Raw genomic sequence first — 18,548 nt, forward strand, 5'->3', positions numbered from 1 at the left:
TAAATATATGCAATGCCTAAATTAAACTACTTGAAAGTGAGATGATTGTAATGCAACAAACATTCAGAATTACAGACGAAGATGGTATCCACGCACGTCCGGCGACAGCCCTGGTTAATACAGCTAACAAATTCAAAGGTGCAGAATCCTTTGCAGAAGCTAACGGTAAAAAAGTAACACTGAAATCCATCCTGGGCGTTCTGTCCCTCGGATTGGAACAAGGCGACACGATCAGCATCATCGTTGAAGGCGAAGGCGAAGCTGAAGCTCTTCAAGCTCTGACTGACGTTATGGTTAACGAAGGGCTGGGCGAAATTAATGCTTAATGTTTCCGGGATCGCGGCTTCGGCGGGTATTGCTATCGCCAAGGCGTTTATCTTGGAGCATCCTGATTACTCTGTAGAAAAACGCCAAATCAACGACGTTGACGCAGAGATCGCAAAACTCGACTCAGCACTGGGCAAGTCCCAGTCTGAGCTTGAGGCGATCAAAGAGCGTACTTTACAAGAGCTTGGCGAGAAGAAAGCTGAAATCTTTGCTTCCCATCTGCTCATTCTGAATGACCCGGAACTGATTGATCCGGTAAAAGCAAAAATTGCTGATGAAAAAGTGAATGCAGAATTTGCACTCAACGAAACGGCATCGCAATTTATCTCCATGTTCGAAAACATGAAGAGTGCTTACCTGCAGGAACGTGCTGCAGATATGCGTGACGTTACTAAACGTGTGCTGAATCACTTGCTTGGTATCGACTTCATGAGTCCGGCTGAGATCAGCGAAGAAGTAATTGTGCTGGCTGAGGATCTGACGCCTTCCGATACAGCTCAATTGAACCGTCAATATGTTAAAGGTTTTGCAACCAACATTGGCGGACGTACTTCCCACTCTGCAATCATGGCTCGTTCTCTTGAAATCCCGGCTGTTGTGGGAACCAAAGACATCCTGGCTCAAGCTAAACAAGGTGATATGATCATCGTTGATGGCTTGGACGGTCATGTTCTGGTTAACCCAACAGATGAGGTAATCGCTGAGTATCGTTCCAAACAGGAACAATATGACGCACAACGTGCTGAGTGGAGAAAACTGCGTGACGAACCAACCGTAACGGTGGATAACGTTCATGTGGAACTGGCAGCTAACATTGGTACGCCGAATGACGTTACCGGTGTTCTGGAGAACGGTGGAGAGGCTGTAGGCCTGTATCGTACCGAGTTCTTGTATATGGGCAGAGACAAACTTCCTTCCGAGGATATTCAGTACAATGCTTACAAAGCCGTACTCGAAAAAATGGAAGGCAAACCTGTTGTTGTTCGTACACTCGATATCGGTGGAGACAAAGAGCTTCCATATCTGGATCTGCCAAAAGAAATGAATCCATTCCTTGGTTTCCGTGCAGTTCGTCTGTGTCTGGACCGTTTGGATATTTTCCGTACACAATTGCGCGCATTGCTGCGTGCAAGCGTACATGGCAACCTGCGCGTTATGTTCCCAATGATCGCAACATTGGGTGAGTTCCGTGAAGCGAAAGCGGTCCTGCTCGAAGAGAAGGAGAAGCTGGTAGCTGAAGGGATTGCTGTTTCGGACAGCATCCAACTGGGAATCATGGTCGAAATTCCTTCGACTGCAGTTCTTGCAGATCAATTCGCCAAAGAGGTTGATTTCTTCAGTATCGGAACGAACGATCTGATTCAATACACAATGGCAGCTGACCGTATGAACGAGCGTGTATCCTATCTGTACCAACCATACAACCCTGCTATTCTGCGTCTGGTGAAAATGGTCATCGATGCAGCACATCGCGAAGGTAAGTGGGTTGGTATGTGTGGAGAGATGGCGGGAGACGAAACAGCAATTCCGTTGCTGCTTGGTCTCGGACTGGATGAGTTCAGCATGAGCGCAACATCCATCCTGCCAGCTCGTAGTCAGATCACCAAGCTTTCCCGTGCGGACATGCAGGAACTGGCTGCCAAAGCTCTGGACATGCAAACTGCTGAGCAAGTGGTTGAATTGGTTCAAAGCATCAAAGCGTAATTTTGCGAGGGTTTTCCTCTGGATTTTAAGGTCTTTTCTTTTTCCGATGAATGGCTGCAGGAATGCAGCGATATTGCCGGTATCTGCGAACAGCGGATGCCGGCTTTTTTTGTGGGCGCTAATGTGGGGGCATATAGAATAAAAAAAGACCGTTCGCGCTAAGGAGGCAGGGACATGAGTAAATAAAAAAAGCTCCTGCTGACGATTAAACATCAGCAGAAGCCGTTTATTTGAGCTAATGACGGTTTATTAACTGCAAGCGCAGTTCAATACAGGTTTACGTGCTGCTGTGGTCTCATCCAGACGGGTAACCGGTGTGCCATAGGGTGCATTCAGTACCAGTTCAGGTGTTTCTTCTGCTTCTTTGGCAATACGTATCATAGTATCGATGAAGCCATCCAGCGTTTCTTTGCTCTCTGTTTCCGTTGGTTCAATCATGATACATTCCTCTACGTTGAGCGGGAAGTAGACGGTTGGCGGATGATACCCGAAATCAAGCAGCCGTTTGGCTACATCTAAAGTTCTTACACCATATTGCTTCAGGCCCCGGCCAGACATGACAAATTCATGCTTACAAACGCCTGGGTACGGAATTTCGTAATAAGGTGCAAGACGTGCCATCATATAGTTTGCATTGAGTACGGCACATTCGGATACCCGGCGCAAGCCTTCAGGTCCATACGTACGAATGTAAGCATAGGCGCGTACCAAAATACCAAAGTTGCCGTAATAGGCTTTGACCCGACCAATCGATTGATCTCCTTCGCGATCCAAAGCATATTGTCCCTGATCGTTCTTGATCACCATCGGTTTCGGCAGGAACGGGATCAGACGGCTTTTCACGCCGACGGGGCCCGCACCAGGACCACCTCCGCCGTGCGGAGTGCTCATCGTTTTGTGCAAGTTCAGATGCACGACATCGAAGCCCATGTCCCCAGGACGGGTAATGCCCATAATAGCATTGGAGTTGGCTCCGTCATAATAGAGAAGGCCACCAGCTTGATGCACGATGGAGGCAATCTCCTGAATGTCCTTTTCAAACAATCCCAGGGTGTTGGGGTTGGTCAGCATTAAGGCCGCAGTATCAGAACCTACGGCTGCACACAGTGCGTCCAGATCGACCAGACCGTCCGCACGGGATGGAATGGTTACCGTCTCGAAGCCAGCCACGGTTGCACTTGCCGGGTTGGTGCCATGTGAAGAATCCGGGACAATGACTTTGGTCCGCTGTTCACCACGACCTTCGTGATAGGCACGAATCATCATGAGGCCGGTCCATTCACCGTGGGCACCAGCAGCTGGTTGCAGGGTCACCGCGTCCATGCCAGTTAGACCTGCAAGGTCGTTTTGCAACGTATACAGAAGTTCAAGTGCCCCTTGAATACTGGATTTAGGCTGATACGGATGGATTTTGGCAAATCCATTGTAGCGAGCTACATCTTCGTTAATCTTCGGATTGTACTTCATAGTACAAGAACCGAGTGGATAGAATCCGTTATCTACCCCGAAGTTCCGTCGGGAAAGGGCAGTATAGTGTCGAATGACATCCACTTCAAATACCTCAGGCAGTGCAGCTGCTTCCGAGCGCAGCATTTCCCGGGGAATCAAGCTCGCGGGATCTTGACGCGGAACATCGCATTCAGGCAGGGAGTAAGCGACACGACCCGGGCTGCTGAGTTCAAAGATCAGCGATTGCTCTGGAGCAGGCGATGCTGCTTGTGTCATTTGTTTCGTGCTGGTTTCGGTTTGGGAAGGAGCTGCCGTTTCCGGCTGTCCTTGGATGGTTGTCATTTCCTGAGTCACAGCGATCCCTCCAATACACGTGCGAATTCGTCAATCTCTTCCTTGCTGCGCCGTTCCGTAACGGCGACCAGCATATGTCCGGCAAGCTCTGGGTAATCCCGTCCAAGTTCATATCCACCGATGAAACCGGCATCCAGCAGCTTCAACTGAAGGGCATCGACGTCTGTCCCTTCGGGCAGCTGAATGACAAACTCATTGAATGTCGGTGCATTAAAGGCCAGGCTGACTCCAGGAATTGCAGTTAGAGCTTGAAGAGTATAGTGACTCTTTTGCAAATTCAGATCAGCTACATCAATCATGCCCTGTCTTCCCATGGTAGACATATACACCGAAGCGCTTAGGGCAAGCAATGCCTGGTTGGAGCAAATGTTGGAAGTCGCCTTTTCGCGGCGGATATGCTGTTCGCGTGCTTGGAGCGTAAGTACAAAACCACGTTTGCCGTTGCGATCCGTTGTTTGGCCAACGATCCGGCCGGGAATCCGGCGCATATGCGCCTGGGATACAGCGAAATATCCGCATGTCGGACCACCGAGCGACGCGGAGATGCCAAGCGGCTGTGCATCACCGACAACGATGTCGGCACCCAGCTTGCCTGGAGCTTCGAGCATACCAAGCGCCAGCGGGTTTGCGCTGACCACGAGTAGACCCTTGTGCGCATGCGCAAGGTCTGCAGCCTGTTTTACATTTTCCACGGCACCGAAGAAGTTCGGGCTCTGGATCATGACGGCTGCGGTATCATCTGATACGGCGGCTTGAAGGGCATCCCAATCGGTCACCCCGTTCTGATAACCAATCTCGACAATCTCCAAATTCAGACCGTGGGCATAAGCCTTCAACACTTGACGAGCTTCAGGATGAACGGTACGGGAGACGATCAGCTGTTTGCGACGAGTTGCCGCTGCGGCCAGATTCCCTGCTTCGGCAAATGCGGTTGCACCATCATACATGCTCGCATTAGCTACAGCCATGCCAGTCAGTTCACAGATATACGATTGGAATTCGAAGATCGCCTGGAGCTCACCCTGACTGATTTCGGGCTGATATGGCGTATAGGCAGTATAGAACTCGGAACGGGAAATGACGTGATTAATCACGGAAGGGATATGATGATCGTATATGCCTGCGCCCAGGAAACTGGCGTGTGTCTCAAAATTGGCATTCGCGCCGGCTTGCTTGGACATATGGCGCGTCAGTGCGTATTCATCCAGTTTGGAGGAGACAGGCAGCTCGCCTTGATAACGAATCGCCTGCGGAATGTCCTGGAACAGATCTTCAATCGTGTCCACACCGATGGTTGCGAGCATGGCGCTCTGATCCTGTTCAGTCATGGGAATATAGCGGTGCTTGCTCATGCTTGCTCAGCTCCTTGGGTAGGTGTCTTTGACGTACGTGTCCGTTTATGAAAAGGGGTCTTCACAACTTCGGCTTTCAGCTTTTTGCCGCGAATCTCAATCTCGAGCGGGGTGCCGAGTGCAGCATATTGGCTTTTAATCAGGGCGAGCCCCAGATTACGCTTCAGCGTAGGGGACTGTGTACCGGTTGTTACTTCCCCGATTTGCACGCCTTCGGCATAGATGGGATAGTGGGGACGTGGAATCCCGCGTTCCAGTACTTCAATGCCGACCAGTTTGCGGGCAGGTCCGTCATTTTTTTGCTGGAATAGTGCTTCGTGTCCGATAAAAGGTCCGGCATTCAGCTTCACAAACATGCCAACGCCTGCTTCCAGCGGTGAAATGGTCGGCGATAGCTCCTGTCCGTAGAGGGGCAGCTTCGCTTCGAATCGAAGTGTATCCCGTGCACCAAGTCCAGCCGGAACCAGTCCGTGATCAGCGCCCGCCTCCATCAATCCGTTCCAGACCGCAGCGGCCTGATCTGCCTGTACGTATAGTTCGAAGCCGTCCTCTCCGGTATAACCGGTGCGGGACAGCAGCAGTTTTACACCACAGACCTCAGCATTCTGTACAAAACGAAAAGGCTCAATTACCGATACGTCGGTATCTGTAACCTTTCCAATAATGTCTGCAGCAAGCGGGCCCTGTAGGGCCAGGAGAGCTGTCTCGCCGGAGTCATTCGTCATGCTCACTCCAGGGACCATGTGCTCTTGCAGCCATGCCCAATCCTTGTCGATATTGGAGGCATTCACAACAAGCATATAATGCTGATCTTCCAGCTTGTATACGAGCAGATCGTCGACTACGCCACCGTCCGGGTAACACATTAACGTGTATTGTGCCTGGCCGGGAACCAGTGTGGTCACGTCATTGGTTGTCAGTTTCTGCAAAAATGCTTCAGCCTGTTCACCTTGCACCGTGAATTCACCCATGTGGGACACATCGAACAGACCAGCCCGTTCCCGCACCGCTTCATGTTCCTTCTGAATCCCGCTGAATTGCACCGGAAGCTCCCAGCCTCCAAAATCGATGCACCGTACACCTTCATATTGCTGATAAAGTGGATAGAGTGGAGTTCTAAGCAAATCGGACATCAAATCACCTCGTTATGGCCGCTACCGGGCCGAGTGTATAACATGAACGATGCATTCTTTTCTTGGATAAGTATGGTTAAGGCTGCTGATGACAGCGCCGGCTCGATCCTGACTTTTGTTTTTGGGAAAAAGGAAAAGGACAGGCCAAAGAACCGGCATGCCAGAAGCACGCTGTATTCTTAGGCTCTGTCCTTGGTACCTGAGAGTTACCCCGCCAATAGGTTGCAGCAGGTTTCCCCTTGGGTGATCAAAACGCCCCTACCGGGCGAATAGATGCTCTCCAGAGTTGCGTCCCGTAAAAGTCCTTTTGCCTGAGAGATTCACCTCCCGCTTGTCGGGTGGTTTACTCCTTCGGCGTTACCGCATGCATCCAAGAGTTGGGCGTCACGGGTAATCTCTCCCTTTACATTCATCCGCGGGTGATGCACACGACGATTAACATTTACTCTCTCATTAAAACGTGAATCCACTATCGATGTCAAGAACGATATCACAGAAATTAATAAAAAACCGAATGATATTTATTGATCTCAATTTATTGTTCGTATATATAGAAAGAGTGCGCTTACTATTCTAATATTACCCATTATATGTAGAGTGAGGGTGTTTGCGTTACAGGCGATAATCATCAAAAATCAAATAATTTGTAAGGTATCTTGACATTTCAATCCAAAATATCTTACGCTATGTTCTGGGAAAAAGGGTTGGCCGAAGGACGCATGCACTCATTAATGAAAAGCGAGGCGGATATCGATGAGCGAATTGAAAAGTGATTTCCTGTACAGTGAAGAGCACGAGTGGGTGCAAACCGTAGGGGAGGATACTGTACGGATCGGCATTACCGAGTTCGCGCAGCATCAGCTGGGTGACATTGTGTTTGTGGAATTGCCTGACCTTGAATCGGATGTAAAAGCGGAAGACAGCATTGGTACGATTGAATCCGTTAAGACGGTTTCGGATTTGTTTTCTCCGGTAAGTGGTTCCATTATTGCTGTGAATGAAGCACTGCAGGATGCACCTGAACTCGTCAACAGTTCGCCTTACGAAGAAGGCTGGATGATTGAGATTCGTGTTGAAGGTGATTTGACAGCAGCGTTGTCTAAACTGATGAATGCTGATGCATATCGTAAGCATACCGAGGAGTAAAATGTATTTGCACTAAATAACCTTCAGTAATCAATGTTTTTTTTGATAAATTGGACGTTCTTGCACGTCTTCAGAGCCTGTGTGAGCCTTCGTGCTCATGCAGGCTTTTTGTGTTCTCAAGGACAGGCTTGTTGCCACATGAGGTACTTGAACAGGATGGAATAAGGCTGAATCGCACAAGCTATATTATTGAAATCAACACCGTAAATGATATAAGTCACACACGAAAAAAACCAAGTATATCAATGGTTAGAACCCTCTCATCATCATAAAAACGATTACATAAACACAATGTTGTCATCAATGATCATGACGAAAGTACGCTTTCATTTCGTTGAACCGGAGACCAATCTGGCTTAGGATAACAGCAGGGGAGAAATGATACCCCTTTCATAAATGATAACTACTTGATCCGAGGAGGATAATACAATGAGTAACTTGGACCAAACGTCCAATTCCAAAGGCGGTCTCCGGGTAGGCGTACAGCGTTTTGGCCGATTCCTAAGCGGTATGGTTATGCCGAATATGGGTGCGTTTATTGCCTGGGGATTAATTACGGCCATGTTTATCAAAACAGGCTGGTTCCCTAACGATACGCTTGCAGCGTTAGTAGATCCAATGATTAAATATTTGCTGCCACTGCTAATTGGTTACACCGGAGGTACTATGGTGCATGGCCAGCGTGGTGGTGTCGTTGGTGCCATCATGACCTTTGGGGTCATCGTCGGCAGTGACATTCCGATGTTCTTAGGTGCCATGATTGCGGGACCTTTGGCCGCATGGATTATCAAAAAGTTCGATAAAGCCGTTGAAGGCAAGATCAAAGCAGGGTTCGAGATGCTGGTTAACAACTTCTCTGCCGGTATTATCGGTGGTATCCTGGCGATCATTGCACTGCTGGGTATCGGACCTGCTGTAGAGGGGATCAGCACCGTATTGTCTGCTGGTGTACAGGGGCTGATGAATCTGGGATTGCTCCCACTCGTCAACCTGATTATTGAACCAGGGAAGGTATTGTTCCTGAACAATGCAATCAACCACGGAATTCTAACACCGATTGCAACAGATCAAGCGAGAGAATTGGGTCAATCCGTATTATACATGCTTGAATCGAACCCGGGTCCTGGACTTGGTATTCTGCTGGCTTACTGCTTCTTCGGTCGTGGAACCGCAAGATCTTCTGCACCGGGGGCCGTTATCATTCACTTCTTCGGGGGGATTCACGAAATTTATTTCCCTTACATTCTGATGAGACCAATTCTGATTCTTGCGGCAATCGCAGGTGGCGTGGCAGGTACAGCAACCTTCATGCTTACCGGAGCCGGACTGGTTTCAGCGCCTTCACCGGGTAGTATCATTGCGTACTCCCTGTTAACGCCAAAAGGTGGATATCTGGCGATGCTCGCCGGGGTGGCTGTGGCTGCTATCGTATCCTTCCTGGTTGCAGCACTGCTGCTGAAAACAGGTAAGCAAAAAGAAGAGGATCTGGAGTCTGCAGCGAGTCGCATGAAAGACATGAAGAGCCAAGGCAATACAGCGAATGCTGCTGTTACAGCAGATAATCGTGAAGCAGATAGAGCCGCGGATATGGCTTCTTCGGCTGTGAAAGCGAAAACGGATGTGAAGAAAATCGTCTTCTCTTGTGATGCGGGTATGGGTTCAAGTGCGATGGGAGCTTCCATTCTTCGCAAGAAGATGAAAGCTGAAGGGATTGACGTTGCAGTAACCAACACGGCAATCAGTGATATCCCGCAGGACGCAGACGTTGTTATTACGCAGAAGACACTGACAGACCGTGCCCGCAGCGTGGCACCGAACGCAGAACATATATCCATCGACAACTTCCTAAAAAGCCCGGAATACGATGCGCTCGTTGAACGCCTGAAATAACAGGTTGCGATCGTTTTCCCTGAGCCGGAGGCTTGAGATATGAGTATTACGAAAAGACAGCGTGAAATTGTGGAGTTCCTGTTGGAACATCCGCAGGAAGTAACCGCCGGCGAAATTGCAATTGCGGTCAAAGTCAGTACACGAACCGTCCATCGGGAGCTGCAAATGATTGAGAAGTGGCTTGAGCCCTTTGGCATGAAATTAGAAAAAAAATCAGGAACCGGGGTCCGAATAGACCCTGGTTCCGATGATTTGGCTTCACTGCGTGAGCAGCTGGAGCTGAACGAATATGTGGAGTTTACGCCCGAAGAGCGTAAACTCTTCATGCTTTGCATTTTGCTGGATGAGGCGGAGCCTGTAAAACTGCTTGCGCTCGCATCGGAACTGAAAGTAACGGTCTCGACCGTGAGCAATGATCTGGATGAACTGGAGCCCCGGATTCGTCAGGCGGGTCTGAAACTGGTTCGCAGGCGAGGATACGGAGTGAAGATCAATGGTAGTGAGACGGCTTATCGCGCAGCAATCGCAGGACTTGCGCTTGAATATCTGGATGAATCTGATCTGTTCGGAAGACAACCTGACCAGGGAATTTCCAAGGTGAATCAGAAGCTGCTGGGCATGATTGGCCATCGTGACGTACTGACGGTCGAGAATGCGTTATGGCAGCCGGATATTGACTGGCTTGAAAATATTCCGGAGCGACAGTATACCAAATTGCTTATTCAGTTATCCGTTGCTCTCGTGCGCATTCGCAAGGGATTTACCGTCGGACGCATTCCTTCTCCGGATAAAAAAGCGGTGTACCCTTCTACTGGAGATCAGAGCGTGCCTGAATACATGGCTACGAGACTATGCAGCGTGCTCTCCGATCAGCTAGGCATCTCATTTGCCAAGGAAGAACAGAGCTATTTGCACAAATTATTAATTGAAACAGAGCAGCTTATTCACTCCACACGCTTACTGCCTGTTGACGATCTGGTATTGCTGGACATGGTTCGTTCCCTGATGGATCAGATGCAGGGGAGAACGGGTTACGCATTCCAGGAGGATCGTCTTCTGCGAGAAGGACTGATTGCCCATATGCAGCCGGTGATGGAGCGGATTGGAGGCAGGCAAAGTATACGTAATCCGCTGCTTCAACAGATTCGCAAGGATTACGATTCGTTGTTCGGGGATGTGAAGGACGCGGTGCATGACGCATGGCCGGATACGGACGTGCCAGATGAGGAAATTGGATTCCTGGTCATGCATTTTGGCGCTTCGATCGAGCGGTTGCGTGTGCTGAAGCGCGAGATTCGGGCCATTATCGTGTGCACAAGCGGAATTGGTTCATCCCGTATGCTTTCGAGCCGGTTGTCCAAGGAGATTCCGGAGATCCGGATCGTTGACAGTGCATCATGGTATGAGGCTGCACGGATCCCGGAAGAGGACTATGATCTCATTTTATCGACAGTCGATCTGCCGATGGAACCGCATCAGTATTACAAGGTGAGTCCCTTGTTAACAGCGGAAGAAAGTGAACGTTTGCGTCACTACATTCAGAATACGACGCTGCAGCGGGTACAAGTTAAATTTGGAGAGAGTAAAACAAGTGGAAAGACAACTGACCGCCATGCTGATCCCGCGGGGCTTGATGCCACACTCATTGAAATTGTAAGGATCACAGGCAAGTTTCAGGTGTTTTCACTGGATAACCGTAAGATGGGCTTTTATGAAACGGCATTTGCCATGTGCAAGGTACTGCAGGAATCCGGGGTGCTGAAGGACCCAGAAGAAATCGCCAGGCTGCTTGAAGCTCGGGAGAAGGTGGGCAGCCAGAAAATTCCGGATACATCACTCGCGCTGTTTCATACCCGCAGTGATGGCATTTACAGGCCGTCCATCAGCCTGTTTCAATTATCAGAGCCGCTGCTCGTGACGACGGATGACCCGGTTGGAGTCAGCCATATCCTTCTGATGGTTGGGCCGAGGGAGTTATCCCGGGAGAGCCTGGAGGTTCTAAGTGAGATCAGCGCATTGTTGCTGCAGGATGAGATGATTACACTGCTGGAAAAGGGAATTCGGGATGATCTTATTCATTACCTGTCCCGGGAATTGGTTGGATTTTATCGAAGTAAAACCGAAATTGGAGGTTAACAAACATGAGTATACTTACAACAGATAAAGTGGTTATGAACGCAACGGCACAGGACAAATATGAGGCTATTCGCATGGCAGGACAGATTCTGAAAGACGCAGGACACATTACTGCCGATTATATCGACAAGATGCTTGAGCGCGAGGAGATCGTATCGACTTATGTGGGCAATGGACTTGCCATTCCACACGGAACCAAAGAATCCAAATCGTTCATTCTGTCCACAGGCATTTCGGTGATTCAGTTCCCGCAAGGTGTAGATTTTGGAGATGAAAAAGCCTACATGGTGATCGGTATCGCCGCTCAGGGTGGTGAGCATATGGAGATTCTGACCAGCATTGCGGTCATTTGTGCGGAAGATGAGAACATGGAAGCACTTCGTTATGCCAAAACGGCGGAAGAGATCATTACCATTCTCGAAAGTGAAATGGAACTATGAGGGCCCTTCATTTCGGAGCAGGCAATATCGGACGCGGGTTCATCGGATTGATCCTGTCACGGGCAGGATATAATGTCATCTTCTCGGATGTGAACCAGGAGCTGGTTAAGGCATTACAGGAGCGTGGACAATATACGGTCGAACTGGCCAACGAAACGAAGGATATGGAAACGGTCAAAGGGGTCAATGCCATTGATGGAACGCAGCTGGAGACGGTTGCCCAGAACGTTGCAGAGGCAGACCTCGTTACAACCGCAGTCGGAGTGGGCATCCTGAAACATATTGCACCAGGCATTGCCAAAGGTCTTGAGGCAAGGTTGAATTCAGGTTCGGTGCAGAAACCCCTTCACATTATTGCATGTGAGAATGCCATTGGAGCCAGCACACAGCTGAAAGAGCATGTGTATGCTCTGTTGGAAGAACCGATGAAGGCTCTTGCTGATCAATATGTGTATTTCCCTGACTCCGCAGTAGACCGGATTGTTCCAATCCAGCATCACGAAGACTCGCTTCACGTTCAGGTCGAACCTTTTTATGAGTGGGTCGTGGATCGTTCGCAGATGGCACCTGCGTTCCTTCCGATTGAAGGTGTACTCTATGTTGATGACCTCGAGCCTTATATCGAGCGGAAGCTGTTTACCGTCAATACAGGACATTGCTGTGCTGCATATCTCGGTTACGTGAACGGGTATGATACGATTCAGAAGGCGATTGCGGATGACAAAGTGAAATCCCTCGTCTACGGTGCACTGCAGGAAACGGGTGATGTTCTTGTGAAACGGTTTGGTTTCGACCCGGAAGATCATCAGAAGTATATAACGAAAATTCTGGAGCGGTTTGTAAATCCACATCTCACCGATGAAGTCACCCGGGTAGGGCGCTCACCACTTCGGAAGCTGTCGCCCAATGACCGTCTGGTCCGTCCGGCACTTCAGGCACATGAGTACGGAATGGGCACGACAAACCTGGCTAGAGGCATGGCGGCAGCCTGCAAATTCGATGTGCAGGATGATCCGGAGGCAGCAGAGCTTCAGGACTTGATCAAACAAAAGGGCATCGCTGCAGCACTTAGCCATTACACAGCTATGGATGAGCAGCACCCCGTGCTCAAGCAGGCTGTAGAACATTATCAAAAAATGTAAGAAACACTTATATAGTGTTTGCGTTTCATGTTATGAAACCAATCGCAAAACAAGAGCCTCACAGGAGTTAACTGTGTGGCTCTTGTTTGTGTTCAGCCTGATCTTTATACGTCTCCAGACATCGCTGACAGATACATGATTTACGCCGCTGCTCTGCCGGAATGCGGTCAAACACACCTTCGGGAAACTCGGCATGATTACACCAGCATTCGGCGTGGGGACGGCCAGCCGCATAGGAGCAGCCATTGGCCTCCCCACACAGTGGGCATAAGAGCACATTGACCTGGGAGGCATCTGTATCTGTCGTCTTGGCCTGTGAAGGGTAACTTCCGCTCATGGCACGCCTACTTTCTCCATATCGTCATACCTATAGTATAACAGGGCTGGCCCTATTCTTCAGGTGGTAGTTCAATGGTCAGCCCTTCGACATGTTTGCGTCCCATTAATTTGCGCTTCTTCCGGTTCTCCTTCGTTTCCAGTACAATATCCAGATCATAGTCATCGCCTGGATACAGCTCATCTGCGGATATATGGAGTGTGAGGCGTTTCTTATGAATTTTGACTTTCCGCCCGCGCAGCATGACCCCGATGTTTCCGCGACTGTCTTCCACGTCACAGACGATTCCTGACTGATTCAGATAGGCTGCGTATACACGATCCCCTTTTCGAAAGTTTTTTGCTGGGGGAACCGACTTCATACCTTCTGCCCGCAGGGATGGATTTCTAGCTTCAATCGTTGCAGGGGAATGTACTTTCTTCTCCATCTTCTGTGCGGCTGTGGAGTTCTGAGATGGCTCAAGGAGAGAACTCTCCGTTGGTATTGGTTCCACTATCGGCATGATGGAGCTCGTGCTGCCAGTAGGACTTTTCGATACGCCCTGTTCCGATATGGATTTGGAACGATTGATAATGCGCTGTGGCATCCCCAGCTTCAAGGCGATGGAATAGGCGTAACTCTCACCTGCTTCACCGATACGCAGACGGTAAAGGGGCTGCAGTGTAGCCGTGTCAAATTCCATCCGTGCATTTTCGAATCCTCGCGCGGCAGCAGCAAAATGCTTGATTTCCCCAAAGTGAGTGGTAGCCACCACAGTTGCGCCGCGGCTGTGCAATTCCTCCAGCATGGCGATGGAAAGACCAACCCCCTCTCCAGGGTCCGTCCCGGAGGCCATCTCATCAATCAGGACAAGGGTGGATGAATTCGCCTGCTCAAGGATGCCGATCATGTTGCGGATATGTGCTGAGAAGGTGCTGAGTGCCTGTTCCAAACTCTGTCCGTCTCCGATATCGACAGCCACTTCGTGATATACGGCCATCTCGCCGCCTTCACCCACAGGAACGAGCAGACCGGACTGCATCATCAGGGTGAGCAACCCCAGTGTCTTGAGCGCTACCGTTTTGCCGCCTGTATTCGGACCAGTTATGATAAGTGAGGAATAATCCCTTCCGATGGAAAAATCAAGCGGAATCATGGAGGCGCCCATCAGAGGGTGATGCGCCTGCTGAAGCGTAATTCGGCCCGAGGTATTGACTTGGACCGTACGTCCATCCATGGTTGCCGCGTATTTCGCTTTGGCAAACAGGAAATCAAGGATACCTACCGTCTCGGTATTGAGCGCAATCTCGCGGTTATAGGATTCGGCGAGCGACGTTAAATCACCCAGGATTTTCATTTCTTCTCGGGATTCCTCGGCTTGCAGTGAAGCGAGTTCCATCTGCAGTCCCACCAGTTCCGCGGGTTCAATATAGACGGTTTGCCCGCTCCCTGATTCATCCAGGACACTGCCTTTCACCTGCTTGCGGAATTCTTTCTTGATGGGCAATACCGTTCTTCCGCCGCGCTGGCTGATCACGTTCTCCTGCATAATGGACCGGTGCTTGCTCACGAGAGAATCCAGCTTGCGCTTCATTCGTTCCTCGTTCACGGTCATCTTTTTCCGGATACGTGTCAGTTCCTTGCTCGCCTGATCCTGGATGCGGCCGCTGTAAATGCAGCGTTCGATCTCGCTTAACAGGGATTCCATCCGCATCATGGATGAAGCATACCGGCTTACCGTAGGAGCTGCTTCGGATTTACCCTCCATGTATTTCATTAATTGTGCACAGCTTCGCAGAAACTGCGCAAGTTGAGTGAAGTCCCGTTCACTAAACAGATAACCGGTACCGAGCAGATCCATAATGGTCTCCATACCGTCAAGCGAAGGGATGGGAACACTGGCGCCATAACGGATGAGAGCAGAGGCCTCTTCTGTTTCCGCGAGGCGCATCTGGATCAGCCCGGGGTCCACCATGGGTTTCATTTCTTTCGCGTAACGTTTGCCCAGATAAGAAAGGGCGCAGGAAGCGACGTGGTTTTGAATTTGATGATAGCCCAGTGTATTCATTGTGTTTTCATTCATGCTTGATCTCTCCTTGGATTTTGAATTTGTAACTTCGGTGGTAACTCAGAATCTATTCCTGAAAACGCAAAAAGGGCGGAGAATGAACAAACGTCATTCTCCGCCCTTCATGTAGGGGAAAGCAGAGTCCATGATAGGTCTATACAAAAAAATCCACGCTGAACACAGCGCGGAAATAGACCCGGACAAGTACAATCCCGGAGGCGATTTATGATATCCGCTGTTCTTAACTAAGTACAGGGTTATGGCGCATCAAGAAATACACGTATGCCATAAGGCACAAGCGCACATGAAAGGCCAAACTCCTGAATATGAAACTTGATTAGTTAAGAACGCTCACCGACATCAAAATCTCTCCTTCGATTGAGGAATATGCTCCCACTATAAACTGGAAACGGCCCCAAAGTCAATCTTAAGAATAAATAGTGGACTTGAATAAGATTGGGTTTTAAAATAACAATAGTAAATTAATCCAATGAAAGCGATATTATACAGATGTATTTACATTCCATCAGGCATTCAAATATGCAGATTCTATACAAAGGAGGATGCTCACATTGCCTAAATATTTGCTGCGTTTGCTCTGTTTTACCATGATACTCGGAGCCCTTCCAGTCATCGTCATCGGTTCCGTCTCCTATTCGATCGCTTCGCGTGACATTGAACAAAAAGTACGTGAGAGCAATCTGCAGATTTTGCATCAAACCCAAATGCGGGTAGAGCAAGTTTTACGCAGCCTGCAATTGTCATCCATCCAGTATGTGAATTCTCCCTTGGTGCTGCAAGCCATGAAGAAGCCGCTGGACAGCTCCGAGTTTCAGGAAATACGTGATCTCACGTCCGGGTTCAACAACCTGCAAGCGGTTACAAATATAGATCAGGCCTATCTGGTTAACCTGGATCAGGACTGGGTGGTCTCCATGAGGTCTTTTGGAAAATTGGATGATTTCAGTATTCGGGATCGCATTGGTTCCTATCTCACTTATACGAACAGCCTGTTCTGGGTGACTCAGAATGATCATTTGTCTACGGAAAGTATACCGGCATCGGCTGGAATAACCGAAGATTCACAGGAACAGATGCCCACACTCATTTCATCGGATGACGTGGTCAGTATGGTATTCAAAATTCCAATGGTGCCGACGAATAATAGCCCAAAGGGATTTCTCGTGATTGATATCGCAGATGCAGAGATTAGTACGTTTCTAAGCCAAAATCCGAATACCGGAGATATGTATGTACTGGACCGGGATCAGAACTTTTTTCTGAATGATCATGGGCAAGAGGAGAAATATGCTGCCTTGAATGAGGAGATTCAGGCGAAGGTAGAAATGAGCAATCAGGCAGAAGGCTTCTTTAACGCTGAAGTGGAAGGAAACCAGGTGGCTGTAAGCTACAGAAAATCACCACTCAATGGGTGGCTGTATGTATCGGTAGTATCTCTTGGACAGATCACTGCCCAGTCGCAGAAAATTGCACTTGTGACCGGTGTAGCTACGCTGGTCATGTTATGCGTGACCGGATTGTTTGCGATCTATGGCAGCCGCCGGATGTATTCCCCCATCTCCAGACTGCTGCAGTTTACGAAGGGGCTGGATTCTCCGGTTTTGCAGACGGGCCGCCGTCAAGATGAATTTATTTATATTGAGGAACGTTTATCCACGCTATTCAGTTCGGAAAAAACGCTGCGGGAACAGATGAAGGGACAGCATGTTCATCTGGAGGAATTTTTCATGACTAAACTGCTGACCGGCAAAATCTCAGAAGATGATTTCAGGTATCAGGGCGAACGTTATGATTTTCCGGCAGAATGGTCGAGCCTGGGTGTGCTTACGCTTCAGATTGATACGCTCGAAGGAACCAGGTACGAAGAACAGGACAGGGACCTGCTGCTGTTTGCCGTCAACAATATGGTTGGAGAGCTTCTGCCTGCGGAATTGCGCTTCACCCCGGTTATGATCGATGATGCGCAAGTGACGGTTCTGGCTTCCAGGCTGAATGATGAGCTGCAGCTCAAGGAGTGGATGCACACCCAAGCGGAATGGATCAGGGAGCGCGTGGTCACCTATCTCAATCTGCCCGTAAGTATCGGCATAAGCCGTTCCTATTCTGCCATCGGAGATACACCAAGAGCGTACCAGGAGAGCCGGGAGGCACTGCAGGGCAGGGTAAGCCTTGGAAGCCGTATTATTTTGCATTATGAAGATATCCAGCCGCGTGGTCAGACTGAGGCAGCCTTATATACACAGCTCAGAATGATTGAGGATCAGCTTGCCTCGGCCTTGAAACAAGGGGATGAGGAAAAAACCGATGCGTATTTCACACAGTATCTGGGGCTGCTCGCCGACAAGAAACTTCACTTTAGTGAATATCCCGTAATTATGGTTCAGCTTCTGTCCCGTGTGTACCAGCTTGTTCAGGAACAGGGAGGAGATGTGGCCGAAGTGCTTGGCGAGAAGGCATCTATGGCTCACCTACTGAAGCTCTCTACCCTTGATGAGATGACGAACTGGTTCCGTAAACGGTTATTTGTACCCGTCATTCGTTTCTGGCGGGAGCAGGAAGAATCGCAGTATATGAATATTGCCCGGCGGATGATCCGATTGATCGAGGAACGCTATGACCGTGAACTGTCATTGGAAGCCTGTGCGGAAGAGCTGAATTTCCATCCTGTTTATTTAAGCCGGGTGTTCAAGAAGGAAGCTGGTGTGAATTTTACTGAATATTTGGCAGAGTATCGAATGGAAAAAGCCAAGACCTGGCTCCAGACCACCAACCTCAAAATATCGGAAATTGCCGAGAAACTAAATTACACCAACCCCACTGCGTTTATCCGAACGTTTCGTAAAATAACGGGAACAACACCCGGCAAGTACCGCGAACAGCAGCGGTAAAACAAAGCCTGCTCTGCCTGCCATGGCGGGCAGGCTTTTTTATGGTTGTACACCTTGCTGAGGGCACTCCATCTTCCCGGGTTAAGACAGGATTATAGAGGTTAAAACGGGTGCATTCGCATCTGAGATTTCAACAGATGGAGTGTCGCAAACCCTTGCCTGGCAAGGAAAAACAAGAAGCT

Annotated in this window: 13 protein-coding genes and 2 riboswitches; of the genes, 8 read left to right on the forward strand and 5 right to left on the reverse strand. The window is 49.3% G+C overall.

The window, feature by feature from the left end; genetic code table 11:
- Nucleotides 1-50: 50 nt before the first annotated feature.
- Nucleotides 51-326 (forward strand): HPr family phosphocarrier protein, encoded by a 276-nt coding sequence (locus MH144_RS09605; protein ID WP_036617010.1) that lies wholly within the window; start codon nt 51-53, stop codon nt 324-326.
- On the forward strand, nt 319-2,031 hold the full coding sequence (ptsP, locus tag MH144_RS09610; protein WP_095289546.1) for a phosphoenolpyruvate--protein phosphotransferase: 1,713 nt from the start codon (nt 319-321) through the stop codon (nt 2,029-2,031). Before MH144_RS09605 ends, ptsP begins: the two co-directional genes overlap by 8 nt.
- 249 nt (nt 2,032-2,280) lie before the next feature.
- Here the strand turns inward: ptsP and gcvPB are convergent, their stop codons facing one another.
- The 3 genes from gcvPB to gcvT all read right to left on the reverse strand — a co-directional run bounded on the left by gcvPB (nt 2,281) and on the right by gcvT (nt 6,319).
- Nucleotides 2,281-3,756: an aminomethyl-transferring glycine dehydrogenase subunit GcvPB gene (gene gcvPB, locus MH144_RS09615; RefSeq protein ID WP_239300555.1), complete on the reverse strand. Its 1,476-nt coding sequence runs from the start codon at nt 3,754-3,756 to the stop codon at nt 2,281-2,283.
- Between the two features lie 74 nt (nt 3,757-3,830).
- Complete coding sequence (gene gcvPA, locus MH144_RS09620; RefSeq protein ID WP_239299394.1) at nt 3,831-5,186, reverse strand: aminomethyl-transferring glycine dehydrogenase subunit GcvPA; 1,356 nt, start codon at nt 5,184-5,186, stop codon at nt 3,831-3,833.
- Nucleotides 5,183-6,319, reverse strand: a complete 1,137-nt coding sequence (gene gcvT / locus MH144_RS09625) for a glycine cleavage system aminomethyltransferase GcvT (RefSeq protein ID WP_239299395.1) — start codon at nt 6,317-6,319, stop codon at nt 5,183-5,185. The genes gcvPA and gcvT overlap by 4 nt, the downstream gene beginning before the upstream one ends.
- Before the next feature lie 184 nt (nt 6,320-6,503).
- Nucleotides 6,504-6,605: riboswitch (glycine riboswitch) on the reverse strand.
- A 3-nt stretch (nt 6,606-6,608) separates the two neighbouring features.
- Nucleotides 6,609-6,732, reverse strand: a riboswitch (glycine riboswitch).
- 340 nt (nt 6,733-7,072) lie between these two features.
- On the opposite strand from gcvT, the gene gcvH reads away from it, so the two are divergent.
- The 5 genes from gcvH to MH144_RS09650 all read left to right on the forward strand — a co-directional run bounded on the left by gcvH (nt 7,073) and on the right by MH144_RS09650 (nt 13,073).
- Nucleotides 7,073-7,465, forward strand: coding sequence for a glycine cleavage system protein GcvH (gene gcvH / locus MH144_RS09630; RefSeq protein WP_095289549.1), 393 nt, complete (start codon nt 7,073-7,075; stop codon nt 7,463-7,465).
- A gap of 429 nt (nt 7,466-7,894) precedes the next feature.
- Entirely contained in the window at nt 7,895-9,355 is a 1,461-nt protein-coding gene (locus MH144_RS09635; RefSeq protein ID WP_239299396.1) for a PTS mannitol transporter subunit IIBC, read from the forward strand.
- Nucleotides 9,356-9,394: 39 nt separating this feature from the next.
- Nucleotides 9,395-11,491, forward strand: a complete 2,097-nt coding sequence (locus MH144_RS09640) for a BglG family transcription antiterminator (protein ID WP_239299397.1) — start codon at nt 9,395-9,397, stop codon at nt 11,489-11,491.
- Between the two features lie 5 nt (nt 11,492-11,496).
- The gene (locus MH144_RS09645; protein WP_095359756.1) at nt 11,497-11,931 is read left to right on the forward strand and encodes a PTS mannitol transporter subunit IIA; all 435 of its coding nucleotides are present in this window, start codon (nt 11,497-11,499) and stop codon (nt 11,929-11,931) included.
- A complete protein-coding gene (locus tag MH144_RS09650) occupies nt 11,928-13,073 on the forward strand; it encodes a mannitol-1-phosphate 5-dehydrogenase (protein WP_239299398.1) in 1,146 nt (381 codons plus the stop codon). Before MH144_RS09645 ends, MH144_RS09650 begins: the two co-directional genes overlap by 4 nt.
- A gap of 67 nt (nt 13,074-13,140) precedes the next feature.
- Here the strand turns inward: MH144_RS09650 and MH144_RS09655 are convergent, their stop codons facing one another.
- The gene (locus MH144_RS09655) at nt 13,141-13,410 is read right to left on the reverse strand and encodes a cysteine-rich CWC family protein (RefSeq protein ID WP_239299399.1); all 270 of its coding nucleotides are present in this window, start codon (nt 13,408-13,410) and stop codon (nt 13,141-13,143) included.
- 52 nt (nt 13,411-13,462) lie between these two features.
- A complete protein-coding gene (locus tag MH144_RS09660) occupies nt 13,463-15,472 on the reverse strand; it encodes an endonuclease MutS2 (protein WP_239299400.1) in 2,010 nt (669 codons plus the stop codon).
- A gap of 557 nt (nt 15,473-16,029) precedes the next feature.
- Here MH144_RS09660 and MH144_RS09665 point away from each other — a divergent pair.
- Nucleotides 16,030-18,366 carry a helix-turn-helix domain-containing protein gene (locus MH144_RS09665; RefSeq protein WP_239299401.1) on the forward strand — a complete coding sequence of 779 codons (2,337 nt, stop codon included), beginning with the start codon at nt 16,030-16,032 and terminating at the stop codon, nt 18,364-18,366.
- Nucleotides 18,367-18,548 lie beyond the last annotated feature (182 nt).

The sequence above is a fragment of the Paenibacillus sp. ACRRY genome (assembly GCF_022346995.1).
In the GTDB taxonomy this organism is placed as follows: Bacteria; Bacillota; Bacilli; order Paenibacillales; family Paenibacillaceae; genus Paenibacillus.

Coding starts and splice junctions, on each gene's coding strand:
- MH144_RS09605 (WP_036617010.1), top strand. CDS start 51: ATGCAACAAACATTCAGAATTACAGACGAAGATGGTATCCACGCACGT.
- gcvPA (WP_239299394.1), bottom strand. CDS start 5,186: ATGAGCAAGCACCGCTATATTCCCATGACTGAACAGGATCAGAGCGCC.
- gcvT (WP_239299395.1), bottom strand. CDS start 6,319: ATGTCCGATTTGCTTAGAACTCCACTCTATCCACTTTATCAGCAATAT.
- ptsP (WP_095289546.1), top strand. CDS start 319: ATGCTTAATGTTTCCGGGATCGCGGCTTCGGCGGGTATTGCTATCGCC.
- gcvH (WP_095289549.1), top strand. CDS start 7,073: ATGAGCGAATTGAAAAGTGATTTCCTGTACAGTGAAGAGCACGAGTGG.
- gcvPB (WP_239300555.1), bottom strand. CDS start 3,756: ATGACACAAGCAGCATCGCCTGCTCCAGAGCAATCGCTGATCTTTGAA.
- MH144_RS09650 (WP_239299398.1), top strand. CDS start 11,928: ATGAGGGCCCTTCATTTCGGAGCAGGCAATATCGGACGCGGGTTCATC.
- MH144_RS09660 (WP_239299400.1), bottom strand. CDS start 15,472: ATGAATGAAAACACAATGAATACACTGGGCTATCATCAAATTCAAAAC.
- MH144_RS09635 (WP_239299396.1), top strand. CDS start 7,895: ATGAGTAACTTGGACCAAACGTCCAATTCCAAAGGCGGTCTCCGGGTA.
- MH144_RS09640 (WP_239299397.1), top strand. CDS start 9,395: ATGAGTATTACGAAAAGACAGCGTGAAATTGTGGAGTTCCTGTTGGAA.
- MH144_RS09645 (WP_095359756.1), top strand. CDS start 11,497: ATGAGTATACTTACAACAGATAAAGTGGTTATGAACGCAACGGCACAG.
- MH144_RS09655 (WP_239299399.1), bottom strand. CDS start 13,410: ATGAGCGGAAGTTACCCTTCACAGGCCAAGACGACAGATACAGATGCC.